This window comes from Sphingomonas sp. (assembly GCF_036677245.1).
GTDB lineage: Bacteria > Pseudomonadota > Alphaproteobacteria > Sphingomonadales > Sphingomonadaceae > Allosphingosinicella.
Genome location: NZ_JAKFCG010000082.1, coordinates 111,791 through 125,702 on the forward strand (window position 1 = coordinate 111,791; position 13,912 = coordinate 125,702).

At 65.0% G+C, this 13,912-nt stretch carries 12 protein-coding genes; 11 read left to right on the plus strand and 1 reads right to left on the minus strand.

Annotation, left to right across the window (positions count from 1 at the left end; genetic code table 11):
* Positions 1-33: 33 nt before the first annotated feature.
* From V6M48_RS09960 to pobA, 5 genes are all read left to right on the plus strand, one after another.
* Positions 34-795 (plus strand): alpha/beta fold hydrolase, encoded by a 762-nt coding sequence (locus V6M48_RS09960; RefSeq protein ID WP_332812382.1) that lies wholly within the window; start codon positions 34-36, stop codon positions 793-795.
* Positions 792-1,226, plus strand: coding sequence for a nuclear transport factor 2 family protein (locus V6M48_RS09965; RefSeq protein WP_332812383.1), 435 nt, complete (start codon positions 792-794; stop codon positions 1,224-1,226). Before V6M48_RS09960 ends, V6M48_RS09965 begins: the two co-directional genes overlap by 4 nt.
* Before the next feature lie 136 nt (positions 1,227-1,362).
* Positions 1,363-3,534, plus strand: a complete 2,172-nt coding sequence (locus tag V6M48_RS09970; RefSeq protein ID WP_332812384.1) for a TonB-dependent receptor — start codon at positions 1,363-1,365, stop codon at positions 3,532-3,534.
* A gap of 302 nt (positions 3,535-3,836) precedes the next feature.
* Positions 3,837-5,051, plus strand: a complete 1,215-nt coding sequence (locus tag V6M48_RS09975) for a cytochrome P450 (protein WP_332812385.1) — start codon at positions 3,837-3,839, stop codon at positions 5,049-5,051.
* An 8-nt stretch (positions 5,052-5,059) separates the two neighbouring features.
* Positions 5,060-6,229 carry a 4-hydroxybenzoate 3-monooxygenase gene (gene pobA / locus V6M48_RS09980; RefSeq protein WP_332812399.1) on the plus strand — a complete coding sequence of 390 codons (1,170 nt, stop codon included), beginning with the start codon at positions 5,060-5,062 and terminating at the stop codon, positions 6,227-6,229.
* A 68-nt stretch (positions 6,230-6,297) separates the two neighbouring features.
* Here pobA and V6M48_RS09985 read toward each other — a convergent pair whose 3' ends face one another.
* On the minus strand, positions 6,298-6,705 hold the full coding sequence (locus V6M48_RS09985) for a helix-turn-helix transcriptional regulator (RefSeq protein WP_332812386.1): 408 nt from the start codon (positions 6,703-6,705) through the stop codon (positions 6,298-6,300).
* Positions 6,706-6,724: 19 nt separating this feature from the next.
* On the opposite strand from V6M48_RS09985, the gene V6M48_RS09990 reads away from it, so the two are divergent.
* The 6 genes from V6M48_RS09990 to V6M48_RS10015 all read left to right on the plus strand — a co-directional run bounded on the left by V6M48_RS09990 (position 6,725) and on the right by V6M48_RS10015 (position 13,847).
* Positions 6,725-7,399 (plus strand): TauD/TfdA dioxygenase family protein, encoded by a 675-nt coding sequence (locus V6M48_RS09990; protein ID WP_332812387.1) that lies wholly within the window; start codon positions 6,725-6,727, stop codon positions 7,397-7,399.
* Between the two features lie 35 nt (positions 7,400-7,434).
* Complete coding sequence (locus V6M48_RS09995) at positions 7,435-8,499, plus strand: 3-keto-5-aminohexanoate cleavage protein (RefSeq protein ID WP_332812388.1); 1,065 nt, start codon at positions 7,435-7,437, stop codon at positions 8,497-8,499.
* Positions 8,496-9,065 carry an RBBP9/YdeN family alpha/beta hydrolase gene (locus tag V6M48_RS10000; protein ID WP_332812389.1) on the plus strand — a complete coding sequence of 190 codons (570 nt, stop codon included), beginning with the start codon at positions 8,496-8,498 and terminating at the stop codon, positions 9,063-9,065. The genes V6M48_RS09995 and V6M48_RS10000 overlap by 4 nt, the downstream gene beginning before the upstream one ends.
* Positions 9,062-10,372: an MFS transporter gene (locus V6M48_RS10005; protein WP_332812390.1), complete on the plus strand. Its 1,311-nt coding sequence runs from the start codon at positions 9,062-9,064 to the stop codon at positions 10,370-10,372. Before V6M48_RS10000 ends, V6M48_RS10005 begins: the two co-directional genes overlap by 4 nt.
* Positions 10,373-10,375: 3 nt before the next feature.
* Positions 10,376-11,371, plus strand: a complete 996-nt coding sequence (locus V6M48_RS10010; protein ID WP_332812391.1) for a YeiH family protein — start codon at positions 10,376-10,378, stop codon at positions 11,369-11,371.
* Between the two features lie 94 nt (positions 11,372-11,465).
* Positions 11,466-13,847, plus strand: coding sequence for a TonB-dependent receptor (locus V6M48_RS10015; protein WP_332812392.1), 2,382 nt, complete (start codon positions 11,466-11,468; stop codon positions 13,845-13,847).
* The last annotated feature ends 65 nt before the right edge of the window (positions 13,848-13,912 follow it).

Consider the following 13,912-nt stretch of genomic DNA (forward strand, 5'->3'; position numbering starts at 1 on the left):
GGTAAGTTACAAAGCCATCTGGGGAGCGACTCGATGAAATATTCCGTAGAGCGCTGGGGTTCGGGTGCCGAGCGAATCATCTTCGTCCACGGTAGTCTGGGGTACGGCGCCGCCGCTTTCGGCGAGCAGCAGCCCTTGGGCGACCGTTTCACCCTCGATGTCGTCACGCGGCGCGGCTACGGCGACAATCCGCCGATCGGCGCGGTCGACGTGCTGGCCGACGCCCATGACGTGATCGAGATATTGGGTGAAGGCGCGCATCTCGTCGGCACCTCGATGGGCGGCATCGTCGCGATGAACGCCGCCGGCCTGCGCCCCGATCTGATCCGCTCGCTGACCGTGATCGAACCTCCCGCTTTCGCGCTCGCCGCCGACCTGCCCGAAGTGCGGCGCGTGTCGGACGCGATGCGGCGCCACTGGCGTACTGCCGACCCTTCCGATCTTCACGCTTTCGTCAGCGGCTTCGTCGAGGCGCTCGAGGTCGGCATTCCAATCCCCAAGCCGCTGCCGGCGCCGATGGCGGCGACGGTGCGCAATCTCGTCACCGAGCGGCCGTGGAAGGTCGACGTGCCGATCGGCGCGATCGACGATGCATCCTATCCGAAGCTGGTCGTGGTCGGCGGCTGGAGCAAGGCGTTCGATGCGATCGGACGCCGGCTCGCCGATCTGCTCGAGACCGATCTTCACGTCCTCACCGGTGCCGGCCATGCCGTGCAGAAGGTGGGGCAGCCGTTCAACGACCTGCTCGTGCGGCATGTCGAAAACTCGCGTGAAGCCGAAGGAGTGACAGCATGACCATCAATGTCGAGGACAAGATCGCCATCCACGAGCTTTGCGCCCGGGTCTATCTCAGCATCGACGGCAATGATGCGGCCGGCTTCGCCGCCGGCTTCGCCTCCGACGGCACCTTCGTCGCGCCTTATGGCAATTACACCGGCACCGCGGCCGTCCAGGAGTTCATGGAACACCATATCGCCGCCGGCAAGGAAGACGGCGTGCGCCATCTGATCACCAACCAGATCGTCGATCCGCACGCCGAGGGCGCGCATTACCGCTTCTACATATTGAAGATGAATGTCGCTGCCGGGCCGATCGCGATCGCGACCGCCGCGGGCGACACGATCGTCACCAAGACGGCCGACGGCTGGCGGTTCAAGCGTTTCGAGCTGATCATCGATCCGGCGATGTTCGGCAACGAGAAACCGGCTCTGTCCAAAGCGGCGTGAACGGGATCTGATCGAGGCTCTGAAGAGAGCCCGAACCGCACCAGCGCGAGACTGGAAAAGAAGGCCCGCAGGGGCCGACGGGGGAGGCGCGTGCTCATCAAGCGGAACCGCGCGTCCGCGAACAAGGGGGGAATATATGGCTGGTCTTGAGATATTGCTGCGGGCGTCGACGATCCTGGGGCTGGCGATGGCGCCCCTGTGGGCCGCGCCGGCACTGGCCCAGGATGCGGGGGCCCAGGATGCGGGGGCCCAGGATGCAGCGAATGCCGCACCGGCGGCAGCGGCGGCGGAAGCTGCCGTCGACACCGGGCAGGTCGCGGAAATCCTGGTCACCGCGCGCAAGCGCACCGAAGCGCTGAACAGCGTGCCGATCTCGGTGTCGGCGCTTACCTCGGCGACGATCGAGCAGGCCGGCATCACCTCGATCGACCGGCTCAACGCCATCGTGCCGAGCTTCAGCCAGGTGCCGGCGCAGGATCCGGGCACCAACATCATCACCATCCGCGGCATCACCCAGGTCCGCTTCGGCGAGCCGCCGGTCGCGCTGGTCGTCGACGGCGTCCAGGCCTCCTCGCCCGACCAGGGCACCCAGGAGCTGACCGACATTGAGCGGATCGAGGTCCTCAAGGGGCCGCAGGGTTCGACCTACGGCCGCAACGCGATCGGCGGCGCGATCAACATCATCACCAAGGAGCCGACCAACGACTTCGAAGGCCAGGTCTCGGCCGAGGTCGGACAGGGCCTCTATTACCGCCTGTTCGGCCAGATGTCGGGCCCGCTCGTCGACGACACTTTGCTGTTCCGCGTCTCCGCCGCCTACAAGGACAATGAGGGGCGCATCCGCAACGAGACGCTCGGCCGCAAGGTCGACGATTATGACGCCGTCACCTTGCGCGGCCGCATGCTGTTCAAGCCCGATCCGGCGCTGCGCTTCGACCTGCGCGGCAGCTACGAGAATCTGACCGGCGGCTCGGCTTATTATTTCCCGATCTTCCCGGGCCAGGACCCCAATGACGTCCAGCCAATCATCGCCAACCGCGACGGCAAGGGCATCCGCCGGCTGCGCGACGTGTCGCTCAAGGCCGATTACACCTTCGCCAACGACATCACGCTGACCTCGATCACCGCCTACGCTTATGCCAAGGCGGCGACCTTGGGCCAGGACCTCGACTTCCTGCCGTACCCGCTCGCCCCCGGCTTCGGCGGCCTCGTGCTCGACCAGACCCGCCTCACCAAGGCCTGGAGCGAGGAAGTGCGGCTCACCTCACCGTCGACCGGGCGGCTGCGCTGGCTGCTGGGCGCTTATTATCTCAACACCCATCGCGACGTCGCCTCGTCGGCTTTCCTCGATCTCACCGGTGCCGGCGACTATCAGCTGGTTCGCCTGAGCTATCTGCCCGAGCGCAACCGCAACGACGCTTATGCCGTGTTCGGCACGCTCGATTATGATTTCACCGAGCAGCTCAAGCTGTCGCTGGGGCTCCGCCAGGATTGGGACGACCGCAACCAGACCAATCCGGCCACCGGCTCGGAGATCGCCAAGGTCTTCAAGTCGCTCCAGCCCAAGGCCTCGCTGAGCTATTTCCTGACGCCGGACAAGATGGTCTATGTCTCCGGCGCGCGCGGCTTCCGCAGCGGCGGCTTCAACGCCGAATCACTGATCTTCCCGCGCCAATATGATTCGGAAATCGCTGAAACCTATGAGGTCGGAACCAAGCTCAGCCTCGCCGACCGGCGGGTCCAGCTCAACATCGCAGCCTTTTACACCGACCAGGAGAATGTCCAATTCTACCGCTGGGACTCGGTGTCGGCCGCGCAGGGCATCCTGACGATCAACAAGGCCTATCATTACGGCATCGAAGGCGATGTCACCGCGCGGGTCACGCGCGGCTTGACCCTGATCGCCGGCGGATCGCTGATCAAATCCAACGTCGACGATTTCAACGGCACGCCGCAGTGGCGCGGCAACGACCTGCCGCACATCAACGGCTGGAAATATAATCTCGGCGCGCAATATTCGGCGCCGCTGAGCGACACGACCGACCTCATGTTCCGCGTCGATTATGCGGCGTTCGGCGATCTCTACTTTTTCGTCGACAATCTCGTGAAGCAGGATCCGGTCCATCTCGTGAACGCCCGCCTCGGCCTCACCCACGGCCCGGTCCAGCTCACGCTCTCGGCCGAAAATCTGTTCAACAAGCGCTACAACACCGATTATTTCTCGTCCTTCTTCGCGGGCACGCCGACCGACGTCGGCTTCCCCAACACGCGGCGCCAGCTCAACGCCAAACTGGCCTTCAACTTCTAGAGCGTCTCGAAGAACTATAGGGCAGGCTGCGATTCCGTCCGATCGCAGCCTGCCGAATTCCACCCCACATCAACCGCTTTCGGCGAATGACGCCGCGTCGTGCCATCCGGCGGCGCGACGTTCCCGATTGCGCTCGACCAGGTCCGCGGCATGACGAGCAGCGGCTCACGCATCCTCTCCACCGACCCGATGGGCAAGCCATAATATCCGCCACTATGCCGAGCGAAGAATATCGGCCAAGAAGCAGATAATGGCGGCTAAAGCCGCAAAAGGGGCCGAGGCGCGGGAGAGGCGATCGACGGATGCCGGAAGTTTTGAAAGATCATCCTCCCGCGGTCCCCACGCTCGCCGTCGATCCGTTCGGCGAGGAATTTCTCTCCGATCCTTACCGCTGGCACGGCAGTCTTCGCGAAGCGGGTCCGTTGTTCTGGCTGGAGAAGTACGGCATCTATGGCTCGGCGCAGCACGAGCCGGTGTCGCGGGCGCTCCAGGATCATCGGACATTCTGCTCGGGTCGCGGCGCCGGCCTGGCCGATTTTGCGAAGGAAGAACCGTGGCGGCCGCCTTCGCTGCTGCTGGAAGTCGATCCGCCGCTCCACGATCGCACACGCGGTCTGATGAACAAGGTCGTTTCGCTGGGGGCGATCAAGAAGCTGCAACCGATCTGGCGCGCCAAGGCCGAGGCGCTGGTCGAGGAGCTGGTGACGCGACGCAGCTTCGACGCGGTGACCGAGCTCGCCGAGGTCTTTCCGATGCTGATCTTCCCCGACACGGTGGGCTTGCCGCTCGAAGGACGTGAGAATTTGCTCGTCTATGGCGCGGCGGTGTTCAACGCCTTCGGGCCGCGCAATGCAATTTATGCCGCAGGCGCGGCTGCCGCGCAGGAAGCGACGATCTGGGTCAACCACGCCTGCCGGCGCGAAAATCTCGACGCCTACGGATGGGGCATGCAGGTGTTTCACGCGGCCGACGAAGGGGAATGTTCGGAGGAGGAGGCCGAACGCCTGATCCGCTCGTTGCTGTCCGCCGGCCTCGACACGACCGTCAACGGCATCGGCAATTTGCTCTATGCGCTCGCGCTTTATCCCGATCAGTGGGCGCTGCTGCGCAGCGACCCGCAAGCCTATCGCAGGAAGGCGTATGAGGAATCGCTGCGCTGGGATTCGACCGTCCAGACCTTCTTTCGCACGACCACGTGCGACGCCGAATTCTACGGCCATAAGATCCCCGAAGGCTCGAAAATGCTCTTGTTCCTCGCGGCCGCCAACCGCGACCCGCGCCGCTGGGACCGGCCCGACGATTTCGACATCCGCCGTCTGGCCAGCGGCCACGTTGCTTTCGGGTTCGGCATCCATCAATGCCTTGGCCAGATGGTCGCGCGGATGGAGGCGGACGTGCTGCTGGAGGCGATGATCCCCAGGATCCGCGCCATCTCGCTCGCCGGGCCGCCCGAACGGCGCCTCAACAACAGCTTGCACGCGCTGGCCGCATTGCCGGTGGAAATCATCCCCGCCTGATGGATGCGGTGAAGACCCAGGTCGCCATTATCGGCGCCGGGCCGGCCGGGCTGCTGCTCGGCCATTTGCTGCGCGCCGAAGGCATCCACTGCATCCTGATCGAGCGGCAGAGCGGCGAATACGTGCTCTCCCGCATCCGGGCCGGATTCCTCGAGCCCGTCACCACCGACCTGATGGCCAGGCTCGGCCTCGATGCACGGATGAAAGCGCAAGGGCAGCTGCACGACGGCTTCAATATCGCCGACGGCGAGCGGCTGATCCGCATCGACCTTGCCGCCCTCACCGGCCGCCGGATGACGGTCTATGGCCAGACCGAGTTGACGCGCGACCTGATGGAGGCTGCGCCCGAACGCGGTCTCGAGATCATCTACGAGGCCGCCGATGTGACGCTCCACGATGTGGCAAGCGACGCGCCGTTCGTCACGTTCACCGCCGAAGGGCGCGAGCAGCGCATCGACGCCGCCTTCATCGCAGGTTGCGATGGCTTCCACGGCGTCGCCCGCCCATCGATGCCCGCATCGCGCACCCAGCCGTTTGAGAAGATCTACCCGTTCGGCTGGCTTGGCATCCTCGCCGACGTGCCGCCGTGCAATCACGAGGCGATCTACGCCAATCACGAGCGCGGCTTCGCGCTAGCGTCGATGCGCTCGGCCACCCGCAGCCGCTATTATATCCAGGTGCCACTCGACGAGGCGCTCGAGGATTGGCCGGACGAGCGGCTCTGGGACGAGCTCGCGATCCGGCTTGGGCCGCAGGTCGCACCGCACATCACGCGCGGTCCGGCGCTCGAGAAATCGATTGCGCCGCTGCGCAGCTTCGTGTTCGAGCCGATGCGCGCCGGCCGCTTGATGCTCGCCGGGGACGCCGCCCACATCGTGCCCCCGACCGGCGCCAAGGGCCTCAACCTCGCCGCCTCGGACGTCTTCTATCTGTCGAGCGCGCTGACCGCTTATTTCAAGGCGAACGACAGTGACGCGATCGCGGACTACAGCCGGCGCGCGCTGGCGCGGGTGTGGAAGGCGGAGCGGTTCAGCTGGCAGCTGACGATGCTGCTGCACCGCTTCCCCAATACCAGCGCGTTCGATCGCCGCATCCAGATGGCCGAGCTCGACTATATCGCGACGTCAGAGACGATGCGAATGGCTATCGCCGAAAATTATGTCGGCCTACCGCTTTGAGGGGCCTGCTGTGATCGAGACCAGTTGAGGCTCGCCCTCGCCGACCAGCCATGTGGTCCAAAAAGCGCCTAAACCCTGTGTCGATGATCACGAGACTGGCGGGGGGTCCTCCCAAAGGCCGCGCTATGCCAGCGGGTAAAGGCGCCGATCGAGCCGTAGCCGAGCATGTCGGCGATATCGGTGACGCGCAGACGCGGATTGGACAGGAATTGGGTCGCCAGTTGCATCCGTGCCTGGTTGAGCAGCATGCTGAAGCTGGTTCCCTCGGCATCGAGCATCCGCTGCAATGTTCGCACGGTGACGCCAAGCGCTGCGGCGCAACCCTGGATGGTCGCTCGTCCGGATGGGAGCAGAAGTTGGATGAGCTGGCTCACGTCCTGCGCGGCCGTTCTGTCGGCGGGACTCATCACCGCTTCGAGCAACTGCCGCGCGTGCAACGCCAGTTCGTCATCTGCCTTGAGGTTCGGGCGGTCCATATCGGCGGACGGCAGGACGATGCCGTTGAACTCGCTCGAGGACCATCCGGTGCTTGGCGGCGATCCCGACCATCCCGGTCTTGTCAGGATCTACAAGGACGAGAACTCGCCACCCGACTATTTCGAAAACTCGTGGCACTGCGATGCGACATGGCGCAATGCGCCGCCGATGGGCTGCGTCCTGCGCTGCGTCGCCTGTCCGCCGGTGGGCGGCGACACGATGTGGGCGAACATGGCGAAAGCCTATGCGGACCTGCCGGAGTGGGTGAAGCAGACCATCGCCCCGCTCAAGGCGCGCCACTCGATCGAGGCCAGCTTCGGTGCCAGGATGAGTGAGGAAAAGCGCCACGCCCTGAAGGCGCAATATCCGGACGCCGAGCACCCGGTGGTGCGCACCCATCCCGAAACCGGCGAGAAGATCCTTTACGTCAATGGCTTCACCACGCACTTCACCAATTACCACACCGCCGAGAACGTGCGTTACGGCCAGGACTATGCGCCCGGCGGCGCGAACCTGCTGCAATACCTGATAGGCCGCGCCGCGATCCCCGAATATCAGGTGCGCTGGCGGTGGCGACCGAATTCGGTGGCGATCTGGGATAACCGCGCGACCCAGCACTACGCCGTCATGGATTACGCTCCGACCGTCCGCCGCATGGAGCGCGCCGGGATCGTTGGGGACCGCCCATATTGAAGACCGCCAAGGACACCGACCGAAGGAGATATCCGATGCAGTTCCTCGATGACTCACTACTGCCGAAGAACCAGGACAAGCTGGTCATCACCGTTGCGCCCTACGGCCCCGAGTGGATGCCCGAGGATTTCCCCGAGGACATTCCGGTGACCATGGACGAGCAGGTCCGGAAGGCGGTCGACTGCTACAATGCGGGTGCAACCGTGCTGCACCTCCATTGCCGCGAGCTCGACGGCCATGGATCGAAGCGGCTGTCGATGTTCAACGAGATGATCGACAGGATCCGCACCGCGGTGCCGGGGATGATCATCCAGGTAGGTGGCTCGATCTCGTTCGCTCCCGAGAACGAAGAAGACGGCGCCGAGGCCAAGTGGCTGTCGGACGAGGTGCGCCACATGCTGGCCGACCTCACGCCCGCTCCGGAACAGGTCACCATCGCAGTCATGACGACCCAGATGAACGTCATGGACCTGATGCAGGAAGGGGAATATTCCAAGACGAGCATCGCCAGCCCGGCGCTCTACCATGCCTATCGGGAGATGGTCGTTCCGGCGGGGCCGCAGTGGGTCGAGGAGCATCTGCGCCGCCTGACCGGCGCGGGCATCCAGCCTCACTTCCAGGTGACCTCTATGCCCGCATTGGAAACCGTCGAGCGCCTTGTCCGGCGCGGCCACTACAAGGGCCCGCTGAACCTGACATGGGTCGGCATCGGCGGTGGTTTCGACGGGCCGAACCCTGCCAATTTCATGGAATTCATCCGCCGCGCACCAGACGGCTCGACGATCACGCTCGAAAGCCTGATGGGATACGTCCTGCCGATCAACACGATCGCCATCGCGCTCGGAATGCACACGCGGTGCGGGAACGAGGACACGCTTTACGATGCCCATGGCGACAAGATGGGCTCTGTCGCGCAGATCGAGCAGCTCGTCCGGATCAGCCGCGAACTCGGCCGCGAGGTCGCCAACGGCGAGGAAGCGCGCAGGATCTATAAGATCGGCACGCAATATAACTCGACCGAGGAGACCCTCGCCCGGCTTGGCATGGCGCCGAACCGCGAACGTGGCGAACTCGCCGTGCCGATCCGCGAAGTCGCATGACCACGACATTCCTCTTCGTTCCGGGCCTGCGCGACCACATGGAGGACCATTGGCAGACCCATGCGGCGCGGGCGATCCCGGGCTCGGTCACGGTCGAACCGTTGACCGAGGACCGCCTGAGCCTCGCCGCCCGCGTCGCAGCGCTCGACCATGCGTTGCACGCCATCCCGGGCGAGGTCGTCGTCGTCGCGCACAGCGCCGGTTGCATGATGGTCGCGCACTGGGCCGACAATCCGACGCGGGACGTCGCGGGCGCGCTGCTGGTGACGCCCGCCGATCTCGAGAGGCCCCTGCCACCGGGCTATCCGGCGCTCGCCGATCTTCAGGCGAACGGCTGGTGCCCGATCCCAAGGAACCGCCTGCCGTTCCCAGCGACGGTCGTCGCCAGCCGCAACGATCCGCTTGCCGCTTTCGACAGGGTTGCGGGGTTTGCCCAAAGCTGGGGCGCCCGGCTGCACGATGCAGGCGAGGTCGGGCATCTCAATCCGCCCGCCGGTTTCGGCCCATGGGATGATGCCCTGCCGTTCATCGCAAAGATCGCGGCGGGCGAGAGTCAGCTCGCATGAGACTGGTCGCGGCAGGGCCGATCAGCACCGGTGCGACGCAGGCCGGTCCGGTGCCGGAAGGGCCGGCACGGGTCACGGCCTACAGCTGGATCGTGTTCGCGCTCACCTTCGGCTTGCTCATTTCCGACTATATGGCACGCCAGGTGTTGAACGCGGTGTTTCCGCTGCTCAAGGCTGAATGGGCCTTGACCGACACGCAGCTCGGCCTGCTCTCGGGTGTGGTCGCGGTCATGGTCGGCGTGCTGACCTTCCCGCTCTCGCTTGCGGCCGACCGCTGGGGCCGCGTGCGCAGCCTTGCCCTGATGGCCGTTTTGTGGAGTCTCGCCACCTTGTTCTGCGCCGTTGCCGCCGGCTTCGAGCAGATGCTTGTCGGACGCGCGCTCGTCGGTGTCGGCGAGGCGGCCTATGGCAGCGTCGGCATCGCAGTCGTCATCAGCGTCTTTCCACAGCGCCTTCGGGCAACCTTGGCCGCAGCTTTCATGGCCGGCGCGCTGTTCGGGCAGGTGCTGGGCCTGGGGCTCGGCGGCACGATTGCAGCAAGTTACGGCTGGCGCGCCGCGTTCCTTGCCATTGGGGTCAGCGGACTGGTGCTCGCCGTGCTCTACCCGTTGCTGGTAAGCGAACGTCGCATCCGCATGATGAACGAAGCGCACGCGCAAGGAAACACGGCCGCGAAGCGCGCGCCCTTGGGTGCGCTGATCGGCAGCCGTTCGGTCCGGCTGGCCTATCTCGGCAGCGGCCTCCAGCTGTTTGCCGGCGGGTCTCTGCCGGCGTGGCTGCCAAGCTATCTCAATCGCGACTATGGTTTCGCGGTCGATCGGGCCGGTCAGGTCGCCGCGCTGCTGCTGCTCGCCTGCGGCTGCGGGATGATCGGCTGCGGCATGCTCAGCGATCGGCTCGCCCATGATCGTCCTGAACGGAAGATCACCCTCGCCATCATCTACAGCCTCGGCACCGCTGCCAGCCTGGCGCTTGCCATGCTCCTGCCGCCGGGAGCAGCGCAACTGGCCCTGATCGGCGTCGCGATGTTCCTCGTCGCCGGCACGACCGGACCGGCAGGCGCGATGGTCGCCAATCTGACCCCGCTCGCCATCCACGGATCGGCCTTCGCGACGCTGACCCTCGCCAACAATCTGATCGGTCTGGCGCCTGGCCCGATCGTCACCGGCCGAGTGGCGGACATGATCGGCCTTGCCGGGGCCTTCCAACTGCTGCCGTTGCCTTGCCTTGCTGCCGCAATCGCATTCGCCGCGATGCGCCGCACTTATCTAAGCGACCTCGCCAAAGCCAAGCCCGAGGGAAGCTGAGCCATGCGAGCGCTGCCGGACCGCGCCTGGGCCGCCGCTCCGGGCCTCGGACTGGCGCTCGTCGTCGCTGCTGCCGCGACGTACCTGTCGGAGCACTACACGGCCCCGGTCATGCTCTACGCCCTGCTGCTCGGCATGGCGTTCAACTTTTCGACAGAGGCCGAACACACGCGGCCCGGCATCGACCTGGCGTCGAAGGGGTTGCTGCGGCTCGGCGTAGCGCTGCTCGGGATGCGCATCGGCTGGGCGCAGGTCACCTCGCTCGGCTGGGAGCCCGTGGTCATGGTGCTGGCGCTGGTTGTCGTGACGATCCTCGCCTCGATCCTGCTGGCGCGGCTGATGGGTTTCAACCCGCTGTTCGGCTTCCTGTCAGGCGGCGCGACGGCGATCTGCGGCGCCTCGGCGGCGCTGGCCATCTCGGCCTCGCTGCCGGGACACGATCGCAAGGAACAGGCGACTTTGTTCACGATCATCGGGGTCTCGGCGCTCTCGACCCTGGCGATGATCGCCTATCCAGTGATCGCCCGCGCCTTCGAGCTGGATGATCTCGCAGCCGGCGTCTTCATCGGCGCGACGATCCACGACGTGGCGCAAGTCGTCGGCGCGGGATATGCCATTTCGCCAGAGTCCGGTGATACCGCCACGATCGTCAAGCTGCTGCGCGTTGCGACACTGCTGCCGGTCATCCTGATCGCCGGTCAGATCGCACGCCGGCAGTGCATGCCCGGCGCGGCACGCCCGCCCCTGCTCCCGTGGTTCGTAGCGGCTTTCGTCGGCCTGATCATTCTGAACAGCGCGGTGAACGTGCCGCAGGCGGTCGGGCAAGCGGCCAACGACGTGTCACGCTGGTGCCTTGTCACCGCGATTGCGGCGATCGGAATGAAGACCAGGCTGGGCGACATCGTGAAGCTTGGGTTCAAGCCGGTGATTCTGATGCTCGCCGAGACTGTACTGCTGGCGGTGATGGTTCTGGCGACCCTCAAGTCGGGCCTGGTGTGACACGTATTGCGAAATTGCTGTCGCCAATTGTGAAAAATGGACCCCGATAGGCAGCTATCAGGGTCGCTTACAACCAGAGTGGGGTGGACCTGAAATGTCTTTTGGAAACGTGCGCCTTTGCGCAAGCGCCTTTGCTATACTTGCAGCCACGGCCTCTGCCGCCAGCGCGCAGGAAAGCACAACCGAAGCGAAGCAGCCAAGCGCAACCGAAACGGACGCGCCGGCCAGCGGCGACATCATCGTCACCGCGCAGAAGCGCGCCGAAAGCGTGCAGGATGTGCCGATCTCCATTGCCGCGTTCACCGGCGAAACGCTGGAGAAGGCGAACGTCGTGACCGTGCTCGATCTCGGCAAGGTGGCGACCAACTTCCAGTCAGTGCGCTCGTCCAACACCGGTTCCACGCGGATCGGCATCCGCGGCGTGGGCTCGCTTGCCAACACGCTGATCGAGCCGAGCGTCGCGGTGTTCCTCGATGGTATCTATGTGCCGCGTTCAGGCGCGGTACTTGGCGCGTTCCTCGACATGGAGGGCGTCGAAGTCCTGCGCGGGCCGCAGGGCACATTGTTCGGCCGCAATGCCAGCGTCGGCGCACTCTCGCTGCGCAGCGCGCTGCCGCGCGACGAGTTCAGCGGGGAAGTCACCGGTGAGATCGGCTCGTTCGATCGTTACAAGGTCTTCGGCAACGTCAACGTGCCGCTGGCGGAGAATGTCGCGCTGCGCGTCGCGGGGATGGGGCAGTGGTACAAGGGCCCGTGGAACAACCGTCTCGACGGCAAGCGTTACGGCGGTTCGGACGACGTCTCGGTCCGTGGCACTTTGAAGGCCGATCTGGGCAATCTCGAATGGATCGTGCGCGGCGACTACACCCGGCTTGATGGTGATGGCGTTGCCAATTTCGATTTCGATCCGGAATCGGTTAGCGCAGCGCGGCTCGCGTTCATCCGCGCCGCATTCAACGGTGGGCCGGATACCAACCTCGACGACCGCAAGATGAACCAGTTCATGGCCACCGGGCTGGTCGACGAGAACTGGGGCATCTCCAGCACGGCGTCGCTCGACATTGGTGGCGGCAGCACGCTGAAGCTCGTCAACAGCTACCGCGTCTGGACCAACGACCAGCTCGATGGCGACATCGTCTATTTCCCGGTCAGCCTCGCCTCGCGCCGCAGCCTGTTCGACTCGAAGAGCCACAACCATGAGCTGCAGTTCATCTCGCCCGAGAAGCAGTGGCTGGGCGGCAAGTTCGACATGGTCGCGGGCCTCTATTACTTCCAGGAAGACTTCGCCCTGAGCGAACAGCTCAACCTCGGCACCAGCTTCTGCGGCGTGCTCGTCCCCGCAGGGCCGGCGCGCACCGCATGCGCCGCTTATTATGCGGTGAACCAGGGCGTCGCCGCGACCGATCAGGACGTGTTCCAGGACGTGAGGAGCATCGCCGCCTACGGCCAGGGCAATTTGCACCTGAGCGACCAGTTCACATTGACGCTCGGCGGCCGATGGACCAGCGATCGCAAACGCGGCACCTACAGGCAGGTTTCCAGCCCGTTCACGCAGACCTTGCGCGCCACCGAGGCCCTCACCTTCCCGCGCATCAAGGAAGATCGCTTCACCTACCGAATCAGCCTCAACTACAAGCCGAACCGGGATCTGCTGGTCTTCGCCAACCACTCCACCGGCTATAAGTCCGGCGGCTACAATTCGGGCGGCGGCACGCCTTCGCTCTCGGTCGTCGATGGCAGCGGCAACCTCATCTCGACCAAGCGCCTGTTCGACCGTGAAACGGTCAAGAACTACGAGCTGGGCGTGAAGTCCAAGTGGTTCGACCGCCTCGTGACGGCCAATGCCACGCTCTATCGCATGGACATCAGCGGGTTTCAGGACCGCGCGTTCGACGGAGTCAGCTTCATCGTGCGCAATGCCGGAAAGCTGCGCCAGCAGGGCGCCGAAGTGGACCTGACCGTCGCGCCGACCAGCGATCTCTCGATTTCCGGCTCGGTCGCTTATCTCGATTCCGAATTCACCTCCTTTGCCAATGCCTCGAACCTGCCAGGCCTTCCCGGCACGCAGGACCTAAGCGGCAAGCCCAACACCTTCTCACCCGAATGGTCGGGTAATGTCGCGATCGACTGGGGTACCGATATTGGTGCGAGCGGGATGCGGCTCGGCGTCAACGGCACCGTCTCGTTCGTCTCCAGCCAGTATGTCGGCACGGTGAACGACGCCAACCCTCAGTCGCGCGCCGACGGCTATGCGCTGCTCGGTGGTCGCATTTCGCTGACCGGCGCCGACGATCGCTGGACCGTGTCTCTCTTCGCCCGCAACCTGACCGACAAGAACTATTGGCCGCTGTCCGTGTACCAGCCGTTGGGCGGGGCGCTCGGCCTCAACAATACGGTGTTCCCCGGCAGCACGGCCAACCGCGTTGCGTCCAGCGAGCCCCGCACGTTCGGCGCTGCCGCGACATATCGCTTCTGAAGATCTGCCGCTTCTGAAGATCTGACCGCTTCTGAAGATCTGCAAGCCGGCCAGACGGGGCCGGC